We start from the raw sequence: 24,628 nt of genomic DNA, 5'->3' as shown, positions 1-24,628 counted from the left end.
CGCTACGCCTGGGCCTCGTACGGCAGCAGCTCCGGCCGCTTCGGCGGGCGGCCGTCACCGGAGGAGCGGCCGGTCAGCCGCCGTCCTATCCACGGCATCAGGTACTGCCGCGCGAACCGTGCGTCCGCCGCCCGGCGCATCATCCAGCCCGCCGGCGCGGTGGCGGCCATCGGCGTGCGCCACTCGGTGTCCTCCGCCTCGTGCCCGAGGGTCTGCCACACCGCCTCGGCGACCCTGCGGTGCCCCTCGGCCGTCAGATGCAGCCGGTCCACGTCCCAAAGCCGCGGGTCGGCCAGCGAGGGCGCCCCGTACAGGTCGACCACCAGGGCGCCGTGCTTCCCGGCCAGCTCGTCGACGCAGGCGAACAGCTCCTCCATGCGCGGCCGGAACCGCTCCAGCACCGGACCCTGCCGGCCCGGACTGCGCATCAGCACCAGTTGCCCGCACGAAGGGGCCAGCCGCTCCACGGCCTCCGTCAGCAGACCGCGCACCCGGCCCATGTCGCACTTCGGGCGCAGTGTGTCGTTGAGCCCGCCGACGAGCGTGACGACGTCGGCGTTCATCGCAGCCGCCACGGGCACCTGCTCGTCGACGATCTGCCCGATCAGCTTCCCGCGCACGGCGAGGTTGGCGTACCGGAAGCCGGGGTTGCGGGCGGCCATCCGCGTGGCGAGGAGGTCGGCCCAGCCCCGGTAGGAGCCGTCGGGCAGCAGGTCCGACATGCCCTCGGTGAAGGAGTCGCCGACCGCGACCAGGCTGGAGTACGGAGGAGGTGTGGGATTCGTGTGCATGGCGACAGCGATGGTATCCCGGCTCCATACCCGTCGGTCGGTCGCCCTCGGCCGGCCGCCGGCCGACGGCGTCACACGGGCTGCCCGAACAGCTCCCGCAGCACGTCCTCCATGGTCACCAGGCCGGCCAGCCGCCCGTCGTCGCCGAGCACGGCCGCGAGGTGCGTCCGGCTGCGGCGCATCGCCGTGAGCACGTCGTCCAGGGGGGTGCTCTCGCGCACCCGTGCGATGGACCGCATGTCGCGCAGCCGGAACGGCACGTCCTGCGGCGAGGCGTCCAGCGCGTCCTTGACGTGCAGATAGCCCACGATCCTGCGGCCCTCGTCGACCACCGGGAAGCGGGAGAAGCCCGACGCGGCCGACAGCCGCTCCAGCTGTTCCGGGGTGACGCCCACGCGCGCGTAGACCACCCGTTCCAGCGGCACCACGACATCACGTACCGGCCGGCTGCCCAGCTCCAGGGCGTCGTGCAGCCGCTCCTGCGCCCGGTCGTCGATCAGGCCCGCCTGGCTGGCGTCCTTGACGATCTCGGCGAGTTCGGTGTCCGTGAAGGTCGCCGCGACCTCGCCCTTGGCATCGACCCTGAGCAGCTTCAGCAACCCGTTCGCGAAGGCGTTGACCGCGAAGATCACCGGACGCAGCGCCCGGGACAGCGTGACCAGCGGAGGGCCGAGCAGCAGGGCGCTGCGCACCGGCTCGGCGAGCGCGATGTTCTTCGGCACCATCTCGCCCAGCAGCATGTGCAGATAGGTCGCCAGGGCCAGCGCGATCACGAAGGACACGGCGTGACCCGCGCCCGTGGACACGCCGAGCGCGTGGAACACCGGCTCCAGCAGATGCGCGATCGCCGGCTCGGCGACCACACCCAGGACCAGCGTGCACAGGGTGATGCCCAGCTGGGCGGCGGCCAGCAGCGCGGACACGTGCTCCAGACCCCACAGCACGCTCCTCGCCCGCCGGTCGCCCTCCTGGGCGAGCGGCTCCACCTGTGAGCGTCGCACGGAGATCAGCGCGAACTCGGCGCCCACGAAGAAGGCGTTGACGACCAGCGTCGCCAGACCGATCAGCAGCTGTACGGCGGTCATCGCGCCCCCTCCGCGGTTCCGTCGCTTCTCTCGGCTCCCCTGTCGTCGTCCAGCGGTGCGTGCAGCAGCACGCGGGCCGCCCGGCGCCCCGAGGCGTCCACCACGTCCAGCCGCCAGCCGGACACCTCCACGACGTCCCCGACCGCGGGTATGCGGCCCAGCTCGGTGGCGACCAGACCGGCCAGGGTCTCGTACGGCCCCTCGGGCACGCGCAGACCCACGCGCGCGAGCTGGTCGGTGCGGGCGGCGCCGTCCGCCGAGTACAGGGCCCGGCCCCCCTCGTCGGCTCCGGCGGGGGCGAGGTCGGGCGTCTCGTGCGGGTCGTGTTCGTCCCGGACCTCGCCGACGACCTCCTCGACGATGTCCTCCAGCGTCGCCACGCCCGCCGTGCCGCCGTATTCGTCGATGACGACGGCCATGGTGCGCTTGCCGGACAGTCGGTCCAGCAGCCGGTCGACGGTGAGCGACTCGGGCACCAGCAGCGGCTCGCGCATCACATGGGTGACGGAGCGGTGGCGCCGCTCCTCGGCGGGCAGCGCCAGGACGTCCTTGATGTGGGCGACCCCGGCCACCGAGTCGAGGCTGCCGCGGTAGACCGGGAACCGGGACAGGCCCGTCGCCCGGGTCGCGTTCGCCACGTCCTCGCAGGTCGCCAGGGTGTCCAGGGCGACGACCTGGACGCGCGGGGTCATCACGTTCTCCGCGGTGAGGCCGGCGAGGTTCAGCGTCCGGACGAACAGCTCGGCGGTGTCCGCCTCCAGGGAGCCCTCCTTGGCGGAGTGCCGGGCGAGGGCGGCCAGCTCCTGGGGCCCGCGCGCGGAGGCCAGCTCCTCGGCGGGCTCGATGCCGATGCGGCGCACGCACCGGTTGGCCGTGTTGTTCAGGTGTGTGATGAAGGGGCGGAAGACGGCGCTGAACCAGCGCTGGGGGTTGCCCACCCGCTTGGCCACGGCGAGGGGCGAGGAGATCGCCCAGTTCTTCGGCACCAGTTCGCCGACGACCATCAGGAACACGGTCGACAACGCCGTGCCCAGCACCAGCGCGACGGAATTCGCCGTGGTGGGCGAAAGCCCCATCGCCCGGAACGGCCCGGCGAGCAGCTTGGCGATCGACGGCTCGGCGAGCATGCCGACCACCAGGTTGGTGACGGTGATGCCGAGCTGTGCGCCGGAGAGCTGGAACGTCAGGTTCCGTACGGCCTTCAGGGCGCCCGCCGCGCCGCGCTCGCCGCGCTGGGCGGCCCGCTCCAGCTCGCCGCGTCCCACCGTGGTCAGCGAGAACTCGGCCGCCACGAAGGCGCCGCAGGCGAGCGAGAGCAGGATCGCCACCAGAAGGAGCAGCACTTCGGTCATCGGGTCACCCCTCTCCCATGATCGGACAGGGCGGGGTGGATCGCGCGGTGTCGAGGACCGGGAGGATCGCCCATGGGCGGACGCTCACAACCTTTCATGGGGGCCGAGTGCTCCCTCAATGGTAAAGGATGGGCAAAGAGTTCCCGGGGGTCGGTCCGTGAGGCCTTCGGAGCCGGCCCGCGAGCCCTGCACGCTTCAGTCGGTGAGGGGCTTCACCCAGCGCCGCCACCGCTCCTCCGGCGCGTATCCGGCCGCCCGCCACGCGTGCTGCGCCCTCTCGTTGCGGACCAGCACCATCGCGTCCCCGCGCCGCCCGCCGAGCCGTACGAACCGCTCCTCGGCCGCGGCCAGCAGCGCCGAGCCGATGCCCCGCCGGCGCCGCTCCGGATGCACGGCGAGCCGGTACAGATGGCAGCGCCAGCCGTCGAAGCCCGCGATGACCGTGCCGACCAGCTCCCCTTCCTGCTCGGCGAGGATCAGCGCCTCGGGATCACGGTCGACCAGCCGCTCCACCCCGGCGCGGTCGTCGCTGATGCTGGTCCCCTCGGCGGACGTCCTCCAGAAGGCGAGGACGGCGTCCAGGTCGCTCGGCCGGGCGGCACGTATACGCGGTTCGATCATGGGGTCACCCCATCACGGGGCAGCGCTCCCGCCCGGGAATTCCATCATGCGGACTCCTTCCGTAGCCGTGCCATCACCGGCGCGAACGCCTCCATGTACGGCTCCAGGACGGTCAGGTACGAGAAGCCGAACCGCTCCCGCTGCGCCCGCAGCCGCGCGACCACGTCGTCCAGGGGGCCGGCCAGCACGATGGGCAGGGCCAGCGCCTGTTCCAGGGTGAGCTGGGGCTGCCGCTCCAGCAGCGGCTTCAGCACGGGCTCCGGATCGTCGGTGACGGCCACGAGCTGGAGGAGCAGGTTCAGCTCGGCGGGTTCCGCCCGGCCCGCCGCCGACGTGTGGTAGCGGGCCACGCGCTCGTCCAGTTCCCCGGCGGTGAGCGGCTCCAGCGTGCCCGCGGCGCGCCCGGGCCGGGCCCCGGTGAAGGCCGCGATGTCCGCGTGCTCGGCCGTCAGCCGCAGCATCCGGTCGCCGTTGGCGCCGATCAGCAGGGGCACGCGCCGCTGCGCCGGACGCGGCGGGTGTTCCGCGGAGCCGAGCAGTCGGTCCAGTTCCCCGACCGTGCGCCGCAGCAGGTCCACCCGCTCGCCCGGGGAGCCGAACGGCAGCCCGGCCGTCTCGTGCTCGGACCGGACGTAGCCGGTCCCGAGGCCGAGTTCGAGACGGCCACCGGTGAGCGCGTCGGTGGTCGCGACCTCGCGGGCCAGCAGCGCCGGGTTCCAGAAGCCCGCGTTGAGCACGAACGTGCCGAGCCGGGGCCGCTCGGTCGCCTCGGCGGCCGCCACCAGCGCCGGGAACGGCGCGACCATGCCGAGGTGGTCCGGGACCAGGATCACGTCGTATCCCAGTTCCTCGGCGCGACGGCACTTGGCCCGCCACTCCGCGGCGGGTGAGGGCGTGAGCAGGCTGACCCCGAAACGGAACGGACGCGGCATGAACTCTCCTCAGTGAAAAGTGACTTGAGTCTCGGCCTCCGATTCCATCACGCCCGCGGCATGCCCGCCGGTAGGTGCCGTCACTCGTGCGCGATCGCCGTCAGCACGTTCATCCGGGACGCCCGCAGCGCCGGCAGCAGGGCCGCGACGATGCCCACCACCGCCGCGCCGATCACCACCGCCACGATCGTGCCCCAGGGGATCGCGAGCGCGGTCATGCCCTGCAGGGCCAGCACCTGCTGGATGCACACGCCCCACACGAGCCCGAGACCCAGGCCGAGTACGGCGCCGAACACCGCGATCACCACCGACTCCAGCCGGATCATCCGCCGCAGCTGCCGCCGGCCCAGCCCGATCGCGCGCAGCAGCCCGATCTCCCGGGTGCGCTCCACCACCGACAGCGCGAGGGTGTTGACCACACCGAGCACCGCGATGACGATCGCCAGCCCGAGCAGGGCGTACACCAGGTAGAGGAGCACGGCGATCTGGTCGTGCACGAGATTCTTGTAGTCGGCCTGGTCGCGCACCTGGACCTGCGGATAGGGCTTCAGCGTCCGCTCCAGGCGGGAGCGCAGCCGGTCGGCGCCGGTGCCCGAGGCCTTGTCGACATACAGCGCGGCGTCCTGACCGCCCGGCACGTACTTCTGCACGGTGCCGATGCCGAGGAACAGCCCGCCCCGCATGCCGAATCCGTCGCTGCCGTCCTGGTCGGTGAGTGCGCCCACGCGCAACCTGGCCGTGCGGCCGCCGGGGAACTCGACGGCCAGCGTGCTGCCCAGGCGCACCCGGTGGTCCTCGGCGAAGCCGGCGTCCATGCCGAGGCCGCCGTCCGCGAGGGCCGCCGCGGAGGTCCCGGCCGCATAGGTGACGTGGGCGACCTCGTCCAGCCGGCGGCCGTAACCGGCGGCGGTCGTCTTCACCCGGCTGCCGTCGGGCAGCCGTACCGCCACTGGCGCGAACCGCTGCCGTACGACGAGCCGTACGCCCTCGGTGCCGCGCACCTTGTCGGTGATCTCCTGGGTGAACGGCAGGAAGTTGCCGTTCTGGACGGTGAAGTCGGCGCCCAGCGTCTTGTCGATCTGCCGGTCGAAGGACGCGGACATGGAGGCGCTCGCCACCGACATCCCGCCGACCAGCGCCAGGCCCACCATCAGCGCTGCCGCGGTGGCCCCGGTACGGCGCGGATTGCGCAGGGCGTTGCGCTGGCTCATCCGGCCGACCGACCCGAACAGCGCGGGGAAGGCGCCGCCCAGGACCCGGATCACCGGCCGCACCAGCAGCGGCCCCGCGATCACGGTCGCGATCAGCGTCGTCACCACGCCGAGGGCCAGCAGGGAGGCCGCCGAGGCGGTCCTCGAGGCGGTCGCGCACCCGGCGAGCGCGGCCGCGCCCACCGCCCCGACCAGGGCTCCGACGATCGCCCGCACTTTCAACGGCTTGCCCACGCCCGCGACTTCGGCGTCCGCGAGGGCCGCCATCGGCGAGACGCCCGCCGCGCGCCGCGCGGGCAGGTACGCGGCGACGAAGGTGACGCCGACGCCGACGGCGTACGCCGCCACGGGCGTGCCCCAGCCGATGACCATCTCCGTGGCCTTCAGGTTCATCCCGAACGCGCGCATCAGCCGGATCAGCCCGAACGCGAGACCGATGCCGGCCGCGAGGCCCAGTGTGGAGCCGACCACGCCGAGCAGCACCGCCTCCGTGAGCACCGAGCGCCGCACCTGCCGCCGGTCGGCGCCCAGCGCCCGCAGCAGGCCGAGCTCGCGGGTGCGCTGGGCGATCAGCATGGAGAAGGTGTTGACGATCAGGAAGATGCCCACGAGCACGGCGATGCCGGCGAAGCCCAGCATCACGTACTTGATGACGTCCAGGAAACCGCCGAGGTCGGCCGCGGCCGACTTGGCGTGTTCGTCGGATGTCTTCAGGTCGTACGGGCCGCTGCCGATCGCCTCGCCCACGCGGCGCTTGAGTTCCGCGTCGGTCACGCCTCTGGCCGCGTCCACCGAGATGCTGGTGGCCCGGTCGGCGGAGCCGAGCAGCTCGCGGGCCGCCACCGCGGGGTCCAGGAACACCAGGGCCGAGCCCGGGTTGGTGGTGGTGAACGTGGCGATGCCGACGACCCGGACCCGGAACGTGCCCGGCTGGGCCTGCACCGTCAGGGTGTCGCCGATCCGCACGTGCTTCTTGTCGGCGGTGTCCGCGTCGAGCAGCGCCTCGCCCGCACCACGCGGCGCGTGACCGGAGGTCAGCTTCACGGGACTGCGGTGGGTGACGTACCAGGAGGTGGCGATGGTGGGGGCGCCGCTGGTCGGGCCGACGGATCTGTCGTGGTCGTCGACCACCACCACGTTCTGCACCGACACGTCCGCGCGGGCCGCGGCGACGCCGTCGACCTTCGTCACCCGTTCCCTCAGGGCCGCGGGCACGGTCTGCACCGCGCCGCTCGGTGCGCGGCCCTTCAGGTCCTCCTTGGGCCCGACCGTCACGTCCGCCGAGGTGGAGGCGAACAGCCGGTCGAAGGTGCGCGACACGGTGTCGGAGAAGATGAGGGCGCCCGCGACGAACGCCACGGACAGGACGACGGCGAGCGCGGACAGGGCCAGCCGGCCCTTGTGCGCGAGGAAACTCCGCAAGGTCGCCTTGAGCACCGGGTCAGTCCTCCTGAGCGATCGCGTCGTCTCCGAGCCGTCCGCGCACCACGTCGAACGCCTTCATGCGCTCGAGCACGGCGTCCGCCGTCGGCCGCTCCATCTCGTCCACGATCCGTCCGTCGGCGAGGAAGAGCACCAGGTCGGAGTGGGCGGCGGCGCCCGGGTCGTGGGTGACCATGACCACGGTCTGCCCGAGGTCGTCCACGGCGTCGCGCAGGAAGCCGAGCACCTCGAGCCCCGCCCGCGAGTCCAGATTGCCGGTCGGTTCGTCGGCGAAGATCAGCTCGGGCCGGGAGACCAGCGCCCGCGCGCAGGCGACGCGTTGCTGCTGGCCGCCCGAGAGCTGGGCCGGGCGGTGGGTCAGCCGCCCCCGGAGACCGAGGGTGTCGATGACCTGGTCCAGCCACTTCTCGTCGGGTTTCCGGCCCGCGATGTCCATGGGCAGGGTGATGTTCTCGGCCGCGTTCAGCGTCGGGATGAGGTTGAACGACTGGAACATGAAGCCGACGCGGTCCCGCCTGAGCCGGGTCAGCTCCCGGTCCCTCAGACCGGTGATCTCCGTGCCGCCGAGCCAGACCTGACCGGCCGACACACTGTCCAGGCCTGCCAGGCAGTGCATCAGTGTGGACTTCCCCGAGCCCGAGGGGCCCATCACGGCGGTGAAACGGCCGCGCGCGATGTCCACGTCCACCGAGTCCAGGGCGAGCACGGTCGTCTCGCCCGAGCCGTACGCCTTCGTCAGCCCGCGGGCGCGGGCCGCGATCCCGCCGTCCGGTGCCCGGCCCGGCGCGTGCTCCGCAGCTGGTGTGGACAAGGCCGCCTCCCGGTCGTCGACTCCCTCGTACCGGCCGAGCCTAGTGTGACCCGTTCCACACCCGGAATCCCTCCTGGGGTCGAGGACAGGACACCGTGTAAGGGACACCTTCCGGATGCGGACCGCACCCCTTGCCGTTGCTAGCATTTCGGCGCTAGCGTCGAGGTATGGCGAAGACCCAGCTGAACGTGCGCGTGGACGAGGACACCGCCCGCGCGGCCCGCGAGCGTGCTACGGCCCGCGGCATGAGCGTCAACCGCTACATCGAAGAGCTGGTCAGACAGGACGCCGGGGAGGCCGGCCGCGCCTTCGTGGACGCCGCCGCCGACTTCATGAAGCAGTACGCGTCCGTGTTCGCCGAGGAGTTCGCCGAGGCACGCGGCACCGACTCCGCAGCAGGCCGCAGCTGATCCCTTGAACGATCTCAGCATCGACCTCGCCTGGCTGCTCATGCTCGCCGAACAGCGGACGCCCGGGGACCCGCAGGTCGCCGACTGGGGTGCGCTGGTCGCCGCCGTCGCCCGCCACCGGGCCGAGATATTCGGCGTGCCCGTCTACGACACCCCGCACGCCCGCGCCGCCGCACTGCTGCAACTGCTCGTGCACGTGCCCGCGCTGGAACGCTCCAACGCGCTGTTCGCCTCGGCCGTCGCCTACGCCTACCTGGTGGCCAGCGGCCTGAAGGTCGTCACCACACCGGAGCAGGTGCGCGACCTCGCCCGGCTGGTCAAGAGCGGCGACGCGGGCATCGACGACATCGCCCGTGAGCTGCGCCGCTGGAGCCTGTGATCAGCGCTCCGCCGGCTCCTCGGGCCGCCACGCGACGCCGATCGCGCAGTACGAGGTGGGCAGCCTCGGACCTCGCTCCGGCATCAGCACCCGCCGGTGCGGGCCGAGTTCGAACCCGGCCTCGCGCAGCGCGGCCACCGGTTCCCGCGCCAGGTGACAGCCGCCGTTCAGCATCGGCCACAGCGTCCGGTCCAGGGCGCGCTGGGTCAGCGTCATCATCCGGCCGCCGCCCCGCCCGTGCTCGAAGTACCGCACCTCGCCGCCCGGTTTGAGTACCCGGCGTACCTCGCCCAGCGTCCGCGTCACGTCCCGCACGCTGCAGAGCACCAGCGACAGCACGGCCGCGTCGAAGGCCTCGCTCTTCACCGGCAGGGCCTCCGCCGCCCCCGGCACCACGTCCACCGGCACCTGTGAGCGCAGCGCCGACTGCAGGGCCAACTTCCTGAGCAGTGGCTCCGGTTCGATCGCGACGACCTCCGCGACGGTCCCCGGATAGTGCCTGAAGTTCAGACCGTTGCCGGCGCCGATCTCGATCACCCGCCCGGACAGCCCGGCGAGCAGCCGCTCGCGCATCCCGGCCATCCCGAGCCGGGTCTCGGCGCCCACGCTGAGCCGGGCGTAGTAGCGGGCGAAGAGCGGATGGTGGACGGGGCTCCGCGCCACCGTGCCGGAACCGGCCGACAACAAGCGCATGGCAACCTCCCGGACAGGTCGGGCCTACGGTGATTGTCCCCCGGGGAGCCCCGTCGCACCCCCACCGAACGGCTTGCGTGTCGAAGGGACGTCCGCCGAACCGCTGCCGTGCCTCACCTCGGCGCGAGGACTGTGTGCGCGCAGTGCCTTCCTCCCGGGACGGCAGCAACCTTGGTCAAGGCCCTGTCGTCCCAGGCCGGAAGGTTTGTCAGGGCGCCTGTCGGATGTGAATGCCTGCGCGTCCCATGTCCCGTCCAGGCGCGGCGCCGGCCATCCGGGGGCCGCGGCGCGGAGTCCGGTGGGAGACAGTGTCCCGGCGCCGGGCGGCAGCGGGGCGTCGGCGGTCTCGGGCAGGTCCGCGACGTCGCGGCGTGAGGGTGGGCGCCGGTGTGTGTTGCGCAGTGCCTTCCTCCCGGGACGGCAGCAACCTCGGTCAAGGCCCTGTCGTCCCAGGCCGGAAGGTTTGTCAGGGCGCCTGTCGGATGTGGAATGCCTCCGCGTCCCACGTCCCGTCCAGGCGCGGCGCCAGCCATCCGGGGGCCGCCGCGCGGAAACCGGCGGGCGACAGCGCCCCGGCCCCGGCCGGCAGCGCGCCGAGCAGCGGGGCGCCGGCGACCTCCGGCAGGTCCGCGACGTTGCAGCGCGAGGCGAGGTCGGGGGCGTCCGGCCAACTGCCGATCACCACACCGGCCGGCTCCAGTTTCCGCGACCGCAGTTCACGAGCCGTCAGTTCCGTCGTGTTCAGCGTGCCGAGGCCGGCCGTCGCGACCACCAGCACCGGCGCGTTCAGCAGCCGGGCCGCGTCCGCCAGCGTCCCGCCCGCGGCGTCGAACCGTACGAGCAGCCCGCCCGCACCCTCGACCAGCACCAGATCGTGCTCGGTGGCCAGCTTGGCCGCGGCCTCGGCCACCTCCCGCGGATGCACCGGGGCCATCCCGGCCCGCCGGGCCGCCGTACCCGGTGCCAACGGCTCCGGATAGCGGGCCAGCTCGGCGGCCGTCACCGGACCCGCCAGCCGCGCCACCTCGTCCGCGTCCCCGCGTTCGTCCGGCCCGACTCCGGTCTGCGCGGCCTTCAGCACGGCCACCGAACGCCCGGCCGCGAGCGCCGTGGCGGCGACGGCCGCGGTCGTGACCGTCTTGCCGACCTCCGTGCCCGTCCCCGTGATCACCAGTACCGGCATCTCATCCCTCCCGCGCCGCGGCGCACACCGCGCGCGCGATCCGTGCCACGTCCGCGTCACCGGTGACGTACGGCGGCATCGTGTAGACCAGGTCGCGGAACGGGCGCAGCCACACGCCCTCCCGCACGGCGGCCCGGGTGGCCGCGGCCATGTCCACCTCGTGGTCCAGCTGGACCACCCCGATCGCGCCCAGCACCCGGACGTCCTTGACGCCCGGCAGGTCCGCGGCCGGAGCGAGTCCCTCGCGCAGGCCGCGCTCGATCCGCGCGACCTCCGCACGCCAGTCCTGCCCGAGGAGCAGCCCGATCGAGGCGCAGGCGACCGCCGCCGCGAGCGGATTGCCCATGAACGTCGGCCCGTGGGCGAGCACCGGCACCTCGCCCCGCGAGATGCCGTCCGCGACGCGCGCGGTGCACAAGGTGGCCGCCATCGTCAGATAGCCGCCGGTCAACGCCTTGCCCACGCACATCACGTCGGGGCTGACGGCCGCGTGCTCCGCGGCGAACAGTGCGCCCGTGCGCCCGAAGCCGGTGGCGATCTCGTCGAACACCAGTAGTACATCGTGCGCGTCGCACGCCTCGCGCAGCACCCGCAGATACGCGGGGGAGTGGAACCGCATCCCGCCCGCGCCCTGCACCACGGGCTCCACGATCACCGCGGCCAGCTCGTCGGCGTGCCGCTCGATCGCCGAGCGCAACTCCTGCGCGTACGACTCCACGTACTCGGCCGGAGGCGGGTCCACGAACACCTGGCGCGGGAGCACTCCGGTCCACAGCTCGTGCATCCCGCCCTCGGGGTCGCACACCGACATCGGCTGCCAGGTGTCGCCGTGGTAACCGCCCCGCCAGGTCAGCAGCCGCTGCTTGCCGGGCCGGCCGAGCGAGCGCCAGTACTGCAGGCACATCTTCACCGCGACCTCGACCGACACCGAGCCGGAGTCGGCCAGGAACACATGCTCCAGGCCGTCGGGCGACATGTCGACAAGGAGCTTCGCGAGACGTACGGCGGGCTCGTGCGTGAGCCCCCCGAACATCACATGGCTCATCCGACTCAGCTGCTCGTGCGCGGCCTCGTTGAGTACGGGGTGGTTGTAGCCGTGGATCGCCGACCACCACGAGGACATGCCGTCCACGAGCTCGCCCGAACCGTCGGCGAGCCGCAGCCGGACCCCGCTCGCCGACTCCACGACGAGCGGTTCGGCACGCCCGGGCATCGGACCGTACGGATGCCACACGTGCCGCCGGTCCAGCTCCAGCAGCTCGGACACGCCCGGGCCGGTCAGGTCAGGCATTGGGCGCGAGGTCCGTACCGGCGCCCCGGCGGCGGACGGCGACGAGGTCGGTGCGCGGCTCGGCCGCGGCGGGCGCAGCGGCCGTACCGCACACGTCCGTTCCCTCGTGCGAGCCGCAGACGGATCCGCACCCGGCGCTCTCGTGCGACCCGCAGCCGCCCCCGGCGCTCTCGTGCGATCCGCAGCCGCCCACGGCGGCGGCCGTCGCCCGGTGCTCCGGGAGCGTGACCTCGCCGGCGCCCTCCACCTCGAAGCCGGCGTCCGCGATCATCTCCAGGTCGGCCTTGCCCGCCTGGCCCTCGCTGGTCAGGTAGTCGCCGAGGAAGATCGAGTTGGCCAGGTGCAGCGCGAGCGGCTGCATCGTGCGCAGATGGACCTCGCGGCCGCCCGCGATGCGCACCTCGACGTCCGGGCAGACGAAGCGGACCATCGCGAGGATGCGCAGGCAGCGCTGCGGGGTGAGGTTCCACTCCTTGGCGAGCGGGGTGCCCTCGAACGGGATCAGGAAGTTCACCGGAACCGAGTCCGGGTCGAGGTCACGCAGCGAGAACACGACGTCGACCAGGTCCTCGTCGCTCTCGCCCATGCCGGCGATCAGACCCGAGCAGGCGGAGAGACCGGCCGCGTGCGCCTTGTGCACCGTGTCCACCCGGTCGGCGTAGGTGTGGGTGGTGGTGATGTCCCCGTACGTGGCCTCGGAGGTGTTCAGGTTGTGGTTGTAGGCGTCCGCGCCCGCCTCGCGCAGCCGCTCGGCCTGGCCGTCGGAGAGCAGACCGAGGCAGGCGCACACCTCGACGCCCTCGTTCGAGTCCTTGATCGCCTTGATGGTGTCGGAGACCCGGTCCACGTCACGGTCCGTCGGACCGCGCCCGCTCGCCACCAGGCAGACCCGCTTGGCCCCTCCGGCCAGGCCCGCGGCGGCTGCCGCGGAGGCCTCGTCGGGCTTGAGCCAGGTGTACTTGAGGATGCCGGCCGTGGAGCCGAGCCGCTGTGAGCAGTAGGAGCAGTCCTCCGGACACAGGCCCGACTTCAGATTGACGAGGTAGTTGAGTTTCACCCGTCGGCCGAACCACTGCCGGCGCACCTTGCCGGCCGCGGCCACCACATCGAGCAGGTCGTCGTCGGAGGTGGCCAGCACGGCCAGAGCTTCCTCGCGGGTCGGCAGCTCGCGCCGAAGCCCCTTGTCCACCAGCGTGTTCAGCAGGTCCATGAGAGCCGATCCTGTCCTACGGGGCCGCTCCGGGCCAAGGAGAGTTTGCACAACACTGACAGTTCGACGTGTGGGTATTGCCACACCGTGGGCGGCGGGTCGTCCCGCTAGGGTCTGTCCGCTACCTACAAAAGCCCCGGAGGACCCATGGCGTTCGGCTGGATCGACGAGCAGGCCGAGGCGCGTCGCCGCGCCGGACTCGTACGGACCCTGCGCCCGCGCCCCGCCGACTCGCCGCTGCTGGACCTGGCGAGCAACGACTACCTGGGCCTGGCCCACCATCCCGAGGTCACCGAGGGCGCGGCGCGGGCCGCGCGGACCTGGGGCGGCGGCTCCACCGGCTCGCGGCTGGTCACCGGCACCACCGAGCTGCACACCGAGCTGGAGCGCGAGCTGGCGGACTTCTGCGGCTTCGAGGCGGCCCTGGTCTTCTCCTCCGGCTACGCCGCCAACCTGGCCGCGGTCACCGCGCTGGGCCCGCACGGCTCCCTGATCGTGTCCGACGCCGGCAACCACGCCTCGCTCATCGACGGATGCCGGCTCGCCCGGGGCACCACCCAGGTGGTCGGGCACGCCGACCCGGAGGCCGTGGCCAAGGCGCTCGGCACGCGCGAGGGGGAGGCGATCGTCGTCTCCGACACCGTGTTCTCCGTCGACGGGGACGCGGCGCCGCTGGCGGCACTGGCCGAGGCGTGCCGGGAGCACGGCGCGGGGCTGGTCGTGGACGACGCCCACGGTCTCGGCGTGCTGGGCGACGGCGGCCGGGGCGCCCCGGCCGCGGCCGGTCTCGCGGGCGCCGAGGACGTGGTCGTGACGGCCACGCTGTCCAAGTCGCTGGGCAGCCAGGGCGGAGTGGTGCTCGGTCCGGCCGGGGTGATCGACCACCTGGTCAACGCCGCCCGGACGTTCATCTTCGACACGGGCCTGGCACCCGCGGCCGCGGGTGCGGCGCTGGCGGCGCTCAGGCTGCTGCGGCGCGAGCCGGCGCGGGCGGAACGGGCCCGCGCGGTCGCCGCCGAGCTGCACGCGCGTCTGACCGCCGCGGGTCTGGAGGCGGTGTGTCCGGACGCCGCGGTGGTCTCGGTGCGGGCCCCGTCCCCGGAGCAGGCCGTGCGCTGGGCGGCCGACTGCCGTACGGCAGGCCTGGCCGTGGGCTGTTTCCGTCCTCCCTCCGTGCCCGACGGCATCTCACGGCTGAGGCTGACCGCCCGCGCGGACCTCTCCGGAGCCGAGATCGAACGCGCTGTACGTGTGATCGGCGAAACGCGACCATGAGTCGGCGTGACACGGCCGAGAATCGCACGAATGTGATCGGATCTGATCAGTAGGGTCGGTCGAGTTGGTCAGGGAAGTGGGGGCAGGGGATCAGCGGAGCGTGGCCGTGAACCCCGCCCAGCTCCCGGGGGAGAAGAGCAGCGCGGGTCCGGCCGGGTCCTTGGAGTCGCGCACGGCGAGCAGCCCGGCCCAGGGGCCGGAGTGCGGCCGGGCCGTCTCCACGCAGTTGTTCGCTCCGGTGCTGTAGCTGCTGCGCAGCCATCGCACGTCGTGCAGATCGGTACTGGCAGGGACGTTCCGAGGCAGTGCTGACATGGTGCCTCCTTACGCGCCGTCACCTATCCCGGCGATGTAATCCAACGAGTCCTCGGGTGAAAGGGCTTGGATCTGAAGGGCGTTGAAGGCCTCTGAGTAGGCCATGAGGTCTTCTTTCCGTTCCAGATAGAGGCTACTCGTCAACTGGTCAAGGACAACCACATCCAGATCAGAAGTGCTCGGAAATGAGAAGATAACGAAAGGTCCGGTCAGGCCGACATGCGCCCCAGCGGTGAACGGCAGGACATGCAGCCGCACTTGGGGCAGCCGCGCGGTCTCGAGCAGCCGTTCCAGCTGGCGCGCCATCACCTCGGGGCCGCCGATCTCGCGCCTGAGCACCGCCTCGTCCAGCACGGCGGTCAGCTTCAGCGGCGGATCGGCGCGCAGCACGTCCTGCCTGGCCAGCCGCACCTCCACCAGCGCGTCCAGCCGCTCCTCGTCCACTGCGTCCACTGCGCCCACGGCCGCCCGAGTCACGGCGCGGGCGTACTCGGGCGTCTGCAGGAGGCCCGGGACCACCGTGGTCTCCAGGGTGCGCATCCCGCTCGCCTGCGACTCCAGGCTGATGAAGTCCCGGTAGGTGGGCGGCAGCACGCCACGGTACGCATGCCACCACCGGCTGCGGTCACCCGTCTCCTCGGACCCCGCCAACACCAGCAGCAACTCACGCAGTTGTCCGTCCCGCACGCCGTAGGCATCGAGAAGTAACCGGACATCGGACGGTTTCACGCCGCTCGCGCCGGTCTCGATGCGGCTCACCTTCGACTGGTGCCAGCCCACGACACGGGCCGCCTCGCCGCTGGTGAGCCCCGCTCCGGTGCGCAGCGTGCGCAGTTCGGCGCCCAGCTTTCGGCGTCGTACCGCGGGACCGTTCTGCATGGGTACTCCTTACTCCTTCCGGGCCGCCCAAATACGGTTACCCGTCGCAGAGTTCACCGCTTTGGGCGACAGATATATGCATATCCTGGTGGATCGCTCCCCTGACCGGGCCGGTGATGGCAGTCTGGCGACGAAGCACCAGTCCGGGACCGTACTCGAACCATCCGCTCCTCGTCGGACTGCGGTCCCGTGGGAAAGGGACGACGTCGCCATGGCAGACCATCTGGAAGCATCCGTCACTCTGCCGAGCGATCCCGCCTCGGTCTCCGCGGCCCGCTCCTACGTGGTGGGCACGCTCGCGGAGTGGGGCCTGCCGTCGGACACGGAAGTGGCCGACACCGTGCGGCTCATCGTCTCCGAACTCGCCACCAACGCCGTACAGCACACCTTCGGTCAGTCACCCACCTTCACGGTCGACATCGCGCTGGACCGTGACGAACACCTGCGCATCGGTGTCACGGACAGCCATCCGCGCTTTCCGAAGAGACTGCCCGCCGCCGTCCAGCAGGACAACGGGCGGGGCATGGTCATCATCCGCTGGCTCACCGCCGAGTGCGGCGGCAAACTCCGCATCCGCCCCACCCGCGAGGGCGGCAAGACGGTCTCCATCGAACTCCCCTGGAGCCTGCCGGCCGGGCCGGCGGCCACGGCGACGGGACAGCACGAGTCCCAGGGCCTCTCCGACCGTTCCCGGCGGCCCCGCGGGTCCACCACCGGCTCCGCGTCCGTCTTCCTCGCCGTCGCGCCGGAGGAACCGACGCCCCCCGGGCGTGCGACGGTTCACCGGGACGGGCGCTGACGCTCCTCCGTCCGCCGCGTCCGGCCGAACGCCCCCGTGCAGCAGTGCCCGGAACGCCTCCGCCGCCGGAGCGGCCTCGTCGGTCCGGTAGGCCACCGAGATCGTGCGACGCAGCCGTCCCGCCCCCAGCGGCCGCACCCGGACCGGAGTGACCGCGGTCCACGCCACCATCCCCGGTACGACGGCCGCCCCGAGCCCCGCGCCGACGAGGGCGCGGAGCACGGCGTACCCGGGGGTCGGCACCAGCAGCGCCGCAGTGGTGCCCGGCGCGGCGAGCAGGGCCTCCCAGGACCGGATCCGGGCCGACCGAGGCCGGCCCGGGCGCGGCCTCGCCCGGGTGGTGGGCCTTGGTCGGCGCCGGGTCCACCTCACCCGCCGCCATGCCGTCACCCCGGCCGGCGGGTCGTGGTCGGCGACCGACAGCTCGACGAGCCCGCCTACGACTGCAACGCAGCGCCCTGGTCTCCCGCCGGCCCGGCGCCGTCCGCGGGCTCGGCGTCGCGGGCGGCCTCCGGATGCACACGAGGACGGCGGTGGCCGGAGTCGCGGCCGTACTGGTCGCGGTGCCGGCCCTGCCCAGGACACCGCTGGGCAGGTGGCTGCGCCGGCCCCGGGCCGCCCGCTTGCTTCAGGCGGGCACCGGGGCCGCGCTGACGGCCCTCGGAGCGGCCCTGCTGCTGGAGCCGCTCCGGCCGTGAGCCCGGGTCAGCTGACCCGGCCGTACCAGACGCTCCTGGTCCAGATCTTCTCCAGGCGCACCACGGACCCGGTCCGCGGGGCGTGCCAGATCTTGTTCTTCCCGGCGTAGATGCCGACGTGGTAGACGCTCGAACCCGAGTGGAAGAACACCAGGTCACCGGCCTTGCGGCTCCTGGCCGAGATGTGGTGCGTCTTGTTGTACTGCTGTGCGGCCGTACGCGGCAGCTTCTTGCCCGCCTTCTTGAACGAGTACAGCGTCAGCCCCGAGCAGTCGAACCTGCGGGGCCCGGTGGCCCCCCACTGGTACGGAGCGCCCTTCTTGGAGGCCGCGATCTGGAGTGCCTTCGTCGCGAGGCTCGGCGCGGCCGAGGCCTCGGTGGCGACACCCGGGACCGCGATCGAGCCACCCACGGCGGCGAGGGTGAGGGCCGAGGCCGTACCGGCCCGGGCCATGAGCGACGGGACACGATTGAGCGCAGTCATGCGCAACCCTTCGTCAGCCGCCTGTGAAGGATGACCTGTCGGATTCGGGCTGGCGAAGTTGCCCGGCCGCGTTGCCGCGGCTTCACCCCAAGGGCTGCTCGCAACGATCGTCCGTCTGCGACGAACATCCGTTCCGGCGACCCGTCTTGCTTGGGTCCTCCACTCCTGCCGATCCACTCCTGTCGACCGGTCATCCGGGCGGCGGCAGGACTCGGCGTCCGCCCGGACCGCCCCGCCGCGGTGGCGGGGGCTTGTCGTCAGACAGGGATCTTCACTCACAGGAGTCCGAAAATCCCAACGCAACCGGGGATTTGTGGCGTTACTCACCACTCACCCGTTCGGGTGGACAGAGCTGTGTTCGATTCGCCGTCAGATCCCGCACGTAGCCCCGGACCTGGGGCGGAGCACCTCCTCGCGGACCTGAAACCCCCCTGCCGCGCAAGTCGGGACACCGGGAAAAAGGTCCGGAGATACGCCGGCCGGGGGTACGTCGTTCGGGCCGTTTCGAGTCCGGCCCGTACGGTCCGTCGACACGCGGGACCGTGCGGGCCGGACGAGCGTCCGGATCAGGCGACGCAGTCGGGCGGGAGCACGACGCGCGCGGTGCGGCGCTCGCCGTCCAGCACCCGCAGGGCGCGTGCGAGCGTGTCCCCGTGCAGCTCCGTCTCGCCCCGCTGGTGCATCAGGGCCAGCGCGTCGCGCAGTTCGGCCGCCTTGCGCACCAGGGCCTGCGCCGCGCGCAGCCCGCGGTAGGTGTCCCCGGTCTGCGCCGGGTTGATCCGGCCCAGCAGGTCCACCGCCTCCAGGTAACGGTCGATCAACTCGCCCTCGGCGCGTGTCAGCGCGGGCAGCGGCGGAAGTTCCGGTGGCGGCATCGGCGGCTCACCCCGCGTGCCCGCTGCCGTGGGCGGCCCTGCGGCTCGGGACGACGCCGTCCACCAGGCCGTACGCGAGGGCGCCCGGCGCGTCCAGCACCAGGTCGCGCTCCAGGTCCTGGTGGACCTGCTCCGCGGCGCGTCCGGTGTGCCGGACGAGCATGTCCTCCATCAGCCCGCGCGTCCGGACCAGTTCCTCGGCCTGGATCAGGAGGTCGCTCGGCTGGCCCTGCGCCGGTTCGGGCAGGGCGGGCTGCTTCAGCACCACGCGCGCGCCGGGCAGGATGAACCGCTTGCCCGGCGTCCCGGCCGCGAGCAGCACCGCGGCCGCCGAGGCCGCCTGGCCCAGGCAGTAGGTCTCCACGTCGCAGGTGACGTACCGCATCGTGTCGTAGACCGCCGTCATCGCGCCGAACGAGCCCCCCGGGCAGTTGAGGTACAGCGTGATGTCCCGGTCCGGCGCCGTGTGTTCGAGCTGCATGAACTGCGTGATCACGTCGGTCGCCGCGGTGTCGTCGAGCGGCGTCCCGAGGAAGACGACCCGGTTCTCGAACAGCTTCGAATAAGGGTCCAGCGTGCGCAGGCCCGCGGTCGTGCGTTCGGAGAACTCGGGCAGGACGTGACGGGCGGACGGTCGGGTCATGGGCATACCCCTCCTCGCGACAGGGCCTCGACGGCCTCGCTTCTGTAAAAAATGTACAGGATGTACATGACGTTATGATGGACACATGGCCTACGAGATTCCGGTGACGCAAGCCAGGGCTGAGCTCGCCGACCTGATCAACCGGGTGGTGTACGGCGGTGAGCGCGTCGTGGTGACCCGGCACGGCAAGCCGCTCGTCGCGCTGGTCTCGGCCGCCGACCTGGAGCGGCTCGACACCCTCGACGAGCCGGCCGAGGAGCAGCAGGTGGTCAGCTCCGTGTCCGGGGTCCGTGAGGTCTCGCCCGCGGCCCGGGAGCGGCAGCGCTTCGGGATCGCGGCCGAGCACCGGGGGCCCGGCGCCTCGTAGCGGCACGGGCGAGGGGCGGAACGCGGGCGAGGGGCGCGGTATGAGCGAGCCCATCGCCCGGTCATGTGTCGATCAAGGTCTGGTTAACGTCGCTGAAACTCCGGCCAACTAGCCTGCGGATCCACGCCACCAGGGGTTTTTCTGCCCGCGTTGTTCACCGTCGGGCAATTTGTCTGTGTGTTACACCTAGCCCGTCGTGGTGGCCGCGGCAACCGGACCCCGCACGGTCCGGAGCAAGGACTGTGAGGTGGGACGTGCAACTGACCCCGCACGAGCAAGAGAGGCTGCTGATCCACGTGGCGGCCGACGTGGCCGAGAAGCGCAGGGCCCGTGGGCTCAGGCTCAACCACCCGGAGGCGGTCGCCCTCATCACGTCGCACATCCTCGAGGGCGCGCGTGACGGCCGCACGGTCGCCGAGCTGATGTCCTCCGGCCGCAAGCTCCTCACCAGGGACGACGTCATGGACGGCATCCCGGAGATGATCCACGACGTACAGGTCGAGGCCACCTTTCCGGACGGCACCAAGCTGGTCACCGTCCACGAGCCGATCATCTGAGGGGGTTCCGCGATGATTCCCGGAGAGGTGCTCTTCGCGGACGGCGCGGTCGTCTACAACGAGGGCCGTGAGGTCACCCGGCTGACCGTGCTCAACGCCGCCGACCGGCCGGTCCAGATCGGCTCCCACTACCACTTCGCCGAGGCCAACCCCGGCCTGGAGTTCGACCGGGCCGCCGCGCGCGGCAAGCGGCTGAACGTCGCCGCCGGCACCGCCGTGCGCTTCGAGCCCGGTATCCCCGTCGACATCGAACTCGTGCCCCTCACCGGCGCCCGGATCGTGCCCGGACTGCGCGGCGAGACCGGAGGTGCCCTCGATGCCTGAGATCTCCCGCGCCGCCTACGCCGACCTGTTCGGTCCCACCACCGGTGACCGCATCCGGCTCGCCGACACCGACCTGCTGATCGAGATCGAGGAGGACCGCTCCGGCGGCCCCGGCCTCGCCGGGGACGAGGCGGTCTTCGGCGGCGGCAAGGTCATCCGAGAATCCATGGGCCAGTCGCGCGCCACGCGCGCGGAGGGCACCCCCGACACCGTCATCACCGGTGTCGTCGTCGTCGACCACTGGGGCATCGTCAAGGCCGACGTCGGCATCCGCGACGGCCGGATCACCGGCATCGGCAAGGCCGGCAACCCCGACACCATGGACGGCGTCCACCCCGAACTGGTCATCGGCCCCGAGACCGAGGTCATCGCCGGCAACGGGCGGATCCTCACGGCGGGCGCCATCGACGCGCACGTCCACTTCATCTGCCCGCAGATCGCCGACGAGGCGCTGTCCGCCGGCATCACGACCCTGGTCGGCGGCGGCACCGGACCCGCCGAGGGCTCCAAGGCGACCACCGTGACGCCCGGTCCCTGGCACCTGGCCCGGATGCTGGAGGCGATGGAGCAGTACCCGGTGAACGTCGGATTCCTCGGCAAGGGCAACACCGTCTCGCACGAGGCGATGCTGTCCCAGATCCGCGGCGGCGCCCTCGGCCTGAAGCTGCACGAGGACTGGGGCTCCACCCCGGCCGTCATCGACGCATCCCTCACGGTGGCCGAACGGACCGGCATCCAGGTCGCGATCCACACCGACACCCTGAACGAGGCCGGCTTCGTCGGCGACACCCTCGCCGCCATCGCCGGGCGTGGCATCCACGCGTACCACACCGAGGGCGCCGGCGGCGGACACGCGCCGGACATCATGACGGTCGTCTCCGAACCGCACGTGCTGCCCAGCTCCACCAACCCGACCCGGCCGTACACCGTCAACACCGCCGAGGAACACCTCGACATGCTGATGGTGTGTCACCACCTCAACCCGGCGGTGCCCGAGGACCTGGCCTTCGCGGAGTCCAGGATCCGGCCGTCCACCATCGGCGCGGAGGACGTCCTGCACGACCTCGGCGCGATCTCGATCATCTCCTCCGACGCCCAGGCCATGGGCCGCGTGGGCGAGGTCGTCCTGCGCACCTGGCAGACCGCGCACGTGATGAAGCAGCGCCGGGGCGCGCTGCCCGGTGACGGGCGGGCGGACAACCACCGGGTCCGGCGCTACGTCGCCAAGTACACGATCAACCCCGCCCTCGCCCAGGGCCTCGCCCGCGAGGTCGGCTCCGTCGAGACGGGCAAGCTCGCCGACCTGGTGCTGTGGGAACCCGCGTTCTTCGGGGTCAAGCCGCACCTCGTCATCAAGGGTGGCCAGATCGCCTACGCGCAGATGGGCGACGCCAACGCCTCCATCCCAACGCCGCAGCCGATCCTGCCCCGCCCGATGTACGGGGCGATCGGGCGGGCGCCGGCCGCCAACTCGGTCAACTTCGTGGCCCCGATGGCCGTCGAGGACGGGCTGCCGGAGCGGCTGGAGCTGGGCAAGCGCTTCGTCGCCATCGAGTCGACGCGCGGGGTGACCAAGGCGGACATGCGGGAGAACGACGCACGGCCGCGGGTGCGGGTCGACCCCGACAGCTTCGCCGTGCACATCGACGGCGAACTGGTCGAGGCAGCACCGGCCGCCGAACTGCCCATGGCCCAGCGCTACTTCCTCTTCTGATGAGCAGGGCAGCACTGCTCGTCCTGGCAGACGGCCGCTTCCCCGCCGGAGGGCACGCGCACTCGGGCGGGGCGGAGGCCGCCGTGAAGGCGGGACGGATCACCTCCGCCGCGAGCCTGGAGGACTTCTGCCGGGGACGGCTGCACACCGCCGGGCTGGTCGCCGGTGCGCTGGCGGCCGCCGCCGTGCTCGGAGTGGATCCCGTGGAACTGGACGCGGCAGCGGACGCCCGTACGCCCTCGCCGGCGTTGCGGACCGCCGCGCGCAGGCTCGGCCGGCAGCTGATGCGGGCCGCGCGCGCGAGCTGGCCCTCCGGTGAACTGGACGCCTTGGCGGAGGAGTTCCCCAAGGGGGCCCACCAGCCGGTGGTGCTCGGGGTCACGGCCAGGGCGGCCGGGCTCGGGCCCGAGGACGCGGCGTACTGCGCGGCGTACGAGAGCGTGAGCGGGCCGGCGACGGCCACGGTCCGTCTGCTGAGCCTCGATCCGTTCGACGCGACGGGCGTACTGGCGCGGCTGGCACCCGAGCTGGACCGGGTCGCGGACACGGCCGTGGAGGCGGCGCGGCGGGCGCTCGACGAGGGTGTCGATGCCCTGCCCGCGGCGTCGGGGCCATTGCTGGAGGTCGGTGCCGAGTGGCACGCGGCCTGGCCGGTACGGCTGTTCGCCTCCTGACCGGAAGCCCCGGCCGGGCCGAGAAGCACCGCAGAAACAGACTTTGGAGCCGTACATGCACCTCGACCAGACCCATCACGGAGCCTCCGCCGTCAGCGCGGACGCCCATCGCCCCGACGGCTCGCGCCGCGCGCTGCGGATCGGGCTCGGCGGGCCCGTCGGGTCCGGGAAGACCGCGACCGTCGCGGCGCTGTGCCGGGCGCTGCGCGGCGAGCTGTCGCTGGCCGTCGTCACCAACGACATCTACACCCGGGAGGACGCCGAGTTCCTGCTCCGGGAGGCCGTTCTGCCGCCCGAGCGGATCACGGCCGTGGAGACCGGCGCCTGCCCGCACACCGCGATCCGCGACGACATCTCCGCCAACCTGGAAGCCGTGGAGGACCTGGAGGACGCGGTCGGTCCGCTGGACCTGATCCTCGTCGAGTCCGGCGGGGACAACCTCACCGCCACCTTCTCCAAGGGGCTCGTGGACGCGCAGATCTTCGTGATCGACGTCGCCGGCGGTGACGACATCCCGCGCAAGGGCGGCCCCGGTGTCACCACCGCCGACCTGCTCGTCGTCAACAAGACCGACCTCGCCCCGTACGTCGGTTCCGACCTCGCCCGGATGGCCGCCGACGCCAAGGCGCAGCGGGCCGAACTCCCGGTCGTGTTCCAGACGTTGCGTGGGAAGAGCGGGGTCGCGGAGGTGGCCGCGTGGGTGCGGGGGCGGCTCGCCGCGTGGACGGCATGACGACGACCGGCGTCCGGGCGCACGCGCGGCTCGTCGCCCGTCCCGACGGACGCGGCGGTACGGCGCTGCCGGTGCTGGACGGCGAGGGCCCGCTGGCCCTTCGCCGCACCCGCGCGAGCGGCGGCGAGGCACGGGTGATGGTCGTCGGAGCGATGAGCGGCCCGCTCGGGGGTGACCGCTTTTCGGTGGACGCGCGGGTGGAGGAGGGCGCCCGGCTGCACGTCGGTTCCGCCGCCGCCACCATCGCGCTCCCGGGTCAGGCCAAGGGCGAGGCCCGCTACGACGTCCGGCTCGACGTGGCCGACGGAGGGGAGCTGCACTGGCTGCCCGAGCAGCTGATCTCGGCCGAGGGCAGCGATCTGCATCTCACCACCCGGGCCGAACTCGGCGCCGGGGCACGCCTCGTGCTGCGCGAGGAGCAGGTGCTGGGCCGGTTCGGGGAGGAGCCCGGGCGGCTCACCAGCCAGCTCACGGTACGGGTCGCGGGCCGGACCGTGCTGGACCAGCAGCTGTCCTGCGGGCCCGGGGCGCCGGGCGGCTGGGACGGCCCCGCCGTGCTGGCCGGACACCGCTCGGTGGGCCAACTGGTCGTCGTGCGCCCTGAGTTCGCCGTGCGGCCGGTGGCCTCCCGGATGCTGGGGGAGTGTGCCGCGCTGGTGCCGCTCGCCGGTCCTGCCGTACTCGTCAGCGCCGTCGCCCCCGACGCGCTCGCGCTGCGACGGCTGCTGGACGGGGCGCTGGCCATGCTCGCTCAGGGTGCTCCGCTCAGCGAGACGTGATCGTCCGTTTATCGGATTGGTAAAGAAGGTCTGCGACCCCTGTTCTCGGACGGCTCACAGCGGAGAGGATCCCCGCCGGACCACTTGTAGCCAAGTAGTA

27 protein-coding genes and 2 pseudogenes are annotated in these 24,628 nt (G+C 72.4%); 12 read left to right on the top strand and 17 right to left on the bottom strand.

Annotated features, from left to right (window positions below):
- Positions 1 to 2: 2 nt before the first annotated feature.
- From AC07CM_RS16960 to AC07CM_RS16930, 7 genes are all read right to left on the bottom strand, one after another.
- Positions 3 to 791, bottom strand: coding sequence for an SGNH/GDSL hydrolase family protein (locus tag AC07CM_RS16960; RefSeq protein WP_478877164.1), 789 nt, complete (start codon positions 789 to 791; stop codon positions 3 to 5).
- A 71-nt stretch (positions 792 to 862) separates the two neighbouring features.
- Entirely contained in the window at positions 863 to 1,876 is a 1,014-nt protein-coding gene (locus AC07CM_RS16955) for a hemolysin family protein (protein WP_478877163.1), read from the bottom strand.
- Positions 1,873 to 3,228, bottom strand: coding sequence for a hemolysin family protein (locus AC07CM_RS16950; RefSeq protein ID WP_478877162.1), 1,356 nt, complete (start codon positions 3,226 to 3,228; stop codon positions 1,873 to 1,875). Before AC07CM_RS16950 ends, AC07CM_RS16955 begins: the two co-directional genes overlap by 4 nt.
- 195 nt (positions 3,229 to 3,423) lie before the next feature.
- Complete coding sequence (locus tag AC07CM_RS16945) at positions 3,424 to 3,849, bottom strand: GNAT family N-acetyltransferase (RefSeq protein ID WP_478877161.1); 426 nt, start codon at positions 3,847 to 3,849, stop codon at positions 3,424 to 3,426.
- Positions 3,850 to 3,893: 44 nt separating this feature from the next.
- A complete protein-coding gene (locus tag AC07CM_RS16940; protein WP_478877160.1) occupies positions 3,894 to 4,781 on the bottom strand; it encodes an LLM class F420-dependent oxidoreductase in 888 nt (295 codons plus the stop codon).
- 80 nt (positions 4,782 to 4,861) lie between these two features.
- On the bottom strand, positions 4,862 to 7,429 hold the full coding sequence (locus tag AC07CM_RS16935; RefSeq protein ID WP_478877159.1) for an ABC transporter permease: 2,568 nt from the start codon (positions 7,427 to 7,429) through the stop codon (positions 4,862 to 4,864).
- A 4-nt stretch (positions 7,430 to 7,433) separates the two neighbouring features.
- Complete coding sequence (locus AC07CM_RS16930) at positions 7,434 to 8,246, bottom strand: ABC transporter ATP-binding protein (RefSeq protein WP_478877158.1); 813 nt, start codon at positions 8,244 to 8,246, stop codon at positions 7,434 to 7,436.
- Between the two features lie 167 nt (positions 8,247 to 8,413).
- On the opposite strand from AC07CM_RS16930, the gene AC07CM_RS16925 reads away from it, so the two are divergent.
- Positions 8,414 to 8,656, top strand: coding sequence for a toxin-antitoxin system HicB family antitoxin (locus AC07CM_RS16925; protein WP_478877157.1), 243 nt, complete (start codon positions 8,414 to 8,416; stop codon positions 8,654 to 8,656).
- Positions 8,657 to 8,660: 4 nt separating this feature from the next.
- Positions 8,661 to 9,035 (top strand): fic family toxin-antitoxin system, toxin component, encoded by a 375-nt coding sequence (locus tag AC07CM_RS16920; protein WP_478877156.1) that lies wholly within the window; start codon positions 8,661 to 8,663, stop codon positions 9,033 to 9,035.
- Here the strand turns inward: AC07CM_RS16920 and AC07CM_RS16915 are convergent, their stop codons facing one another.
- The 4 genes from AC07CM_RS16915 to bioB all read right to left on the bottom strand — a co-directional run bounded on the left by AC07CM_RS16915 (position 9,036) and on the right by bioB (position 13,412).
- On the bottom strand, positions 9,036 to 9,728 hold the full coding sequence (locus AC07CM_RS16915) for a class I SAM-dependent methyltransferase (RefSeq protein WP_478877155.1): 693 nt from the start codon (positions 9,726 to 9,728) through the stop codon (positions 9,036 to 9,038).
- A gap of 466 nt (positions 9,729 to 10,194) precedes the next feature.
- Positions 10,195 to 10,911: a dethiobiotin synthase gene (gene bioD / locus AC07CM_RS16910; RefSeq protein ID WP_478877154.1), complete on the bottom strand. Its 717-nt coding sequence runs from the start codon at positions 10,909 to 10,911 to the stop codon at positions 10,195 to 10,197.
- Position 10,912: 1 nt separating this feature from the next.
- Positions 10,913 to 12,202: an adenosylmethionine--8-amino-7-oxononanoate transaminase gene (locus AC07CM_RS16905; RefSeq protein WP_478877153.1), complete on the bottom strand. Its 1,290-nt coding sequence runs from the start codon at positions 12,200 to 12,202 to the stop codon at positions 10,913 to 10,915.
- A complete protein-coding gene (gene bioB / locus AC07CM_RS16900; protein ID WP_478877152.1) occupies positions 12,195 to 13,412 on the bottom strand; it encodes a biotin synthase BioB in 1,218 nt (405 codons plus the stop codon). The genes AC07CM_RS16905 and bioB overlap by 8 nt, the downstream gene beginning before the upstream one ends.
- 147 nt (positions 13,413 to 13,559) lie before the next feature.
- Here bioB and AC07CM_RS16895 point away from each other — a divergent pair, with 147 nt between their 5' ends.
- Positions 13,560 to 14,687 (top strand): 8-amino-7-oxononanoate synthase, encoded by a 1,128-nt coding sequence (locus tag AC07CM_RS16895; protein WP_478877151.1) that lies wholly within the window; start codon positions 13,560 to 13,562, stop codon positions 14,685 to 14,687.
- 90 nt (positions 14,688 to 14,777) lie between these two features.
- Here AC07CM_RS16895 and AC07CM_RS16890 read toward each other — a convergent pair whose 3' ends face one another.
- Entirely contained in the window at positions 14,778 to 15,002 is a 225-nt protein-coding gene (locus tag AC07CM_RS16890; RefSeq protein ID WP_478877150.1) for a DUF397 domain-containing protein, read from the bottom strand.
- 9 nt (positions 15,003 to 15,011) lie between these two features.
- Complete coding sequence (locus AC07CM_RS16885) at positions 15,012 to 15,881, bottom strand: helix-turn-helix domain-containing protein (protein WP_478877149.1); 870 nt, start codon at positions 15,879 to 15,881, stop codon at positions 15,012 to 15,014.
- A gap of 211 nt (positions 15,882 to 16,092) precedes the next feature.
- Between AC07CM_RS16885 and AC07CM_RS16880 the strand changes: the two are divergent.
- Positions 16,093 to 16,548 (top strand): annotated as a pseudogene (locus AC07CM_RS16880) (ATP-binding protein); the annotation flags it as partial.
- A 228-nt stretch (positions 16,549 to 16,776) separates the two neighbouring features.
- Here AC07CM_RS16880 and AC07CM_RS16875 read toward each other — a convergent pair.
- A pseudogene (locus AC07CM_RS16875) lies at positions 16,777 to 16,923 on the bottom strand (LysR family transcriptional regulator); the annotation flags it as partial.
- Between the two features lie 272 nt (positions 16,924 to 17,195).
- Between AC07CM_RS16875 and AC07CM_RS16870 the strand changes: the two are divergent.
- A complete protein-coding gene (locus AC07CM_RS16870) occupies positions 17,196 to 17,378 on the top strand; it encodes a hypothetical protein (protein ID WP_478877148.1) in 183 nt (60 codons plus the stop codon).
- A 7-nt stretch (positions 17,379 to 17,385) separates the two neighbouring features.
- Here AC07CM_RS16870 and AC07CM_RS16865 read toward each other — a convergent pair whose 3' ends face one another.
- The 3 genes from AC07CM_RS16865 to AC07CM_RS16855 all read right to left on the bottom strand — a co-directional run bounded on the left by AC07CM_RS16865 (position 17,386) and on the right by AC07CM_RS16855 (position 19,380).
- A complete protein-coding gene (locus AC07CM_RS16865) occupies positions 17,386 to 17,862 on the bottom strand; it encodes a C40 family peptidase (RefSeq protein ID WP_478877147.1) in 477 nt (158 codons plus the stop codon).
- Between the two features lie 566 nt (positions 17,863 to 18,428).
- Positions 18,429 to 18,737: a hypothetical protein gene (locus AC07CM_RS16860; protein WP_478877146.1), complete on the bottom strand. Its 309-nt coding sequence runs from the start codon at positions 18,735 to 18,737 to the stop codon at positions 18,429 to 18,431.
- A gap of 7 nt (positions 18,738 to 18,744) precedes the next feature.
- On the bottom strand, positions 18,745 to 19,380 hold the full coding sequence (locus AC07CM_RS16855; protein WP_478877145.1) for an ATP-dependent Clp protease proteolytic subunit: 636 nt from the start codon (positions 19,378 to 19,380) through the stop codon (positions 18,745 to 18,747).
- Positions 19,381 to 19,465: 85 nt separating this feature from the next.
- Here AC07CM_RS16855 and AC07CM_RS16850 point away from each other — a divergent pair, with 85 nt between their 5' ends.
- The 7 genes from AC07CM_RS16850 to AC07CM_RS16820 all read left to right on the top strand — a co-directional run bounded on the left by AC07CM_RS16850 (position 19,466) and on the right by AC07CM_RS16820 (position 24,528).
- A complete protein-coding gene (locus AC07CM_RS16850; protein ID WP_478877144.1) occupies positions 19,466 to 19,747 on the top strand; it encodes a type II toxin-antitoxin system Phd/YefM family antitoxin in 282 nt (93 codons plus the stop codon).
- 254 nt (positions 19,748 to 20,001) lie between these two features.
- Positions 20,002 to 20,304 (top strand): urease subunit gamma, encoded by a 303-nt coding sequence (locus AC07CM_RS16845; RefSeq protein ID WP_451377073.1) that lies wholly within the window; start codon positions 20,002 to 20,004, stop codon positions 20,302 to 20,304.
- Positions 20,305 to 20,316: 12 nt separating this feature from the next.
- Positions 20,317 to 20,628 (top strand): urease subunit beta, encoded by a 312-nt coding sequence (locus tag AC07CM_RS16840; RefSeq protein ID WP_478877143.1) that lies wholly within the window; start codon positions 20,317 to 20,319, stop codon positions 20,626 to 20,628.
- Positions 20,621 to 22,342 (top strand): urease subunit alpha, encoded by a 1,722-nt coding sequence (locus AC07CM_RS16835; protein ID WP_478877142.1) that lies wholly within the window; start codon positions 20,621 to 20,623, stop codon positions 22,340 to 22,342. Before AC07CM_RS16840 ends, AC07CM_RS16835 begins: the two co-directional genes overlap by 8 nt.
- Positions 22,342 to 23,016 (top strand): urease accessory protein UreF, encoded by a 675-nt coding sequence (locus tag AC07CM_RS16830; RefSeq protein ID WP_478877141.1) that lies wholly within the window; start codon positions 22,342 to 22,344, stop codon positions 23,014 to 23,016. The genes AC07CM_RS16835 and AC07CM_RS16830 overlap by 1 nt, the downstream gene beginning before the upstream one ends.
- 55 nt (positions 23,017 to 23,071) lie before the next feature.
- A complete protein-coding gene (ureG, locus tag AC07CM_RS16825) occupies positions 23,072 to 23,749 on the top strand; it encodes an urease accessory protein UreG (protein ID WP_478877140.1) in 678 nt (225 codons plus the stop codon).
- Entirely contained in the window at positions 23,746 to 24,528 is a 783-nt protein-coding gene (locus AC07CM_RS16820; RefSeq protein ID WP_478877139.1) for an urease accessory protein UreD, read from the top strand. Before ureG ends, AC07CM_RS16820 begins: the two co-directional genes overlap by 4 nt.
- Positions 24,529 to 24,628: the final 100 nt, after the last annotated feature.

Source organism: Streptomyces sp. NPDC044061 (genome assembly GCF_056434305.1).
This window is presented reverse-complemented; position numbering and strand designations above follow the sequence as displayed.

Excerpts from the sequence above, each read along its gene's own strand:
- AC07CM_RS16960 (WP_478877164.1), bottom strand. The coding sequence starts at position 791 with ATGCACACGAATCCCACACCTCCTCCGTACTCCAGCCTGGTCGCGGTC.
- AC07CM_RS16830 (WP_478877141.1), top strand. The coding sequence starts at position 22,342 with ATGAGCAGGGCAGCACTGCTCGTCCTGGCAGACGGCCGCTTCCCCGCC.
- AC07CM_RS16885 (WP_478877149.1), bottom strand. The coding sequence starts at position 15,881 with ATGCAGAACGGTCCCGCGGTACGACGCCGAAAGCTGGGCGCCGAACTG.
- AC07CM_RS16940 (WP_478877160.1), bottom strand. The coding sequence starts at position 4,781 with ATGCCGCGTCCGTTCCGTTTCGGGGTCAGCCTGCTCACGCCCTCACCC.
- AC07CM_RS16840 (WP_478877143.1), top strand. The coding sequence starts at position 20,317 with ATGATTCCCGGAGAGGTGCTCTTCGCGGACGGCGCGGTCGTCTACAAC.
- AC07CM_RS16950 (WP_478877162.1), bottom strand. The coding sequence starts at position 3,228 with ATGACCGAAGTGCTGCTCCTTCTGGTGGCGATCCTGCTCTCGCTCGCC.
- AC07CM_RS16955 (WP_478877163.1), bottom strand. The coding sequence starts at position 1,876 with ATGACCGCCGTACAGCTGCTGATCGGTCTGGCGACGCTGGTCGTCAAC.
- AC07CM_RS16855 (WP_478877145.1), bottom strand. The coding sequence starts at position 19,380 with ATGACCCGACCGTCCGCCCGTCACGTCCTGCCCGAGTTCTCCGAACGC.
- AC07CM_RS16945 (WP_478877161.1), bottom strand. The coding sequence starts at position 3,849 with ATGATCGAACCGCGTATACGTGCCGCCCGGCCGAGCGACCTGGACGCC.
- AC07CM_RS16835 (WP_478877142.1), top strand. The coding sequence starts at position 20,621 with ATGCCTGAGATCTCCCGCGCCGCCTACGCCGACCTGTTCGGTCCCACC.
- AC07CM_RS16860 (WP_478877146.1), bottom strand. The coding sequence starts at position 18,737 with ATGCCGCCACCGGAACTTCCGCCGCTGCCCGCGCTGACACGCGCCGAG.
- bioB (WP_478877152.1), bottom strand. The coding sequence starts at position 13,412 with ATGGACCTGCTGAACACGCTGGTGGACAAGGGGCTTCGGCGCGAGCTG.
- AC07CM_RS16850 (WP_478877144.1), top strand. The coding sequence starts at position 19,466 with ATGGCCTACGAGATTCCGGTGACGCAAGCCAGGGCTGAGCTCGCCGAC.
- AC07CM_RS16925 (WP_478877157.1), top strand. The coding sequence starts at position 8,414 with ATGGCGAAGACCCAGCTGAACGTGCGCGTGGACGAGGACACCGCCCGC.
- AC07CM_RS16895 (WP_478877151.1), top strand. The coding sequence starts at position 13,560 with ATGGCGTTCGGCTGGATCGACGAGCAGGCCGAGGCGCGTCGCCGCGCC.
- ureG (WP_478877140.1), top strand. The coding sequence starts at position 23,072 with ATGCACCTCGACCAGACCCATCACGGAGCCTCCGCCGTCAGCGCGGAC.
- bioD (WP_478877154.1), bottom strand. The coding sequence starts at position 10,911 with ATGCCGGTACTGGTGATCACGGGGACGGGCACGGAGGTCGGCAAGACG.
- AC07CM_RS16905 (WP_478877153.1), bottom strand. The coding sequence starts at position 12,202 with ATGCCTGACCTGACCGGCCCGGGCGTGTCCGAGCTGCTGGAGCTGGAC.
- AC07CM_RS16890 (WP_478877150.1), bottom strand. The coding sequence starts at position 15,002 with ATGTCAGCACTGCCTCGGAACGTCCCTGCCAGTACCGATCTGCACGAC.
- AC07CM_RS16865 (WP_478877147.1), bottom strand. The coding sequence starts at position 17,862 with ATGACTGCGCTCAATCGTGTCCCGTCGCTCATGGCCCGGGCCGGTACG.
- AC07CM_RS16820 (WP_478877139.1), top strand. The coding sequence starts at position 23,746 with ATGACGACGACCGGCGTCCGGGCGCACGCGCGGCTCGTCGCCCGTCCC.
- AC07CM_RS16915 (WP_478877155.1), bottom strand. The coding sequence starts at position 9,728 with ATGCGCTTGTTGTCGGCCGGTTCCGGCACGGTGGCGCGGAGCCCCGTC.
- AC07CM_RS16870 (WP_478877148.1), top strand. The coding sequence starts at position 17,196 with ATGCACACGAGGACGGCGGTGGCCGGAGTCGCGGCCGTACTGGTCGCG.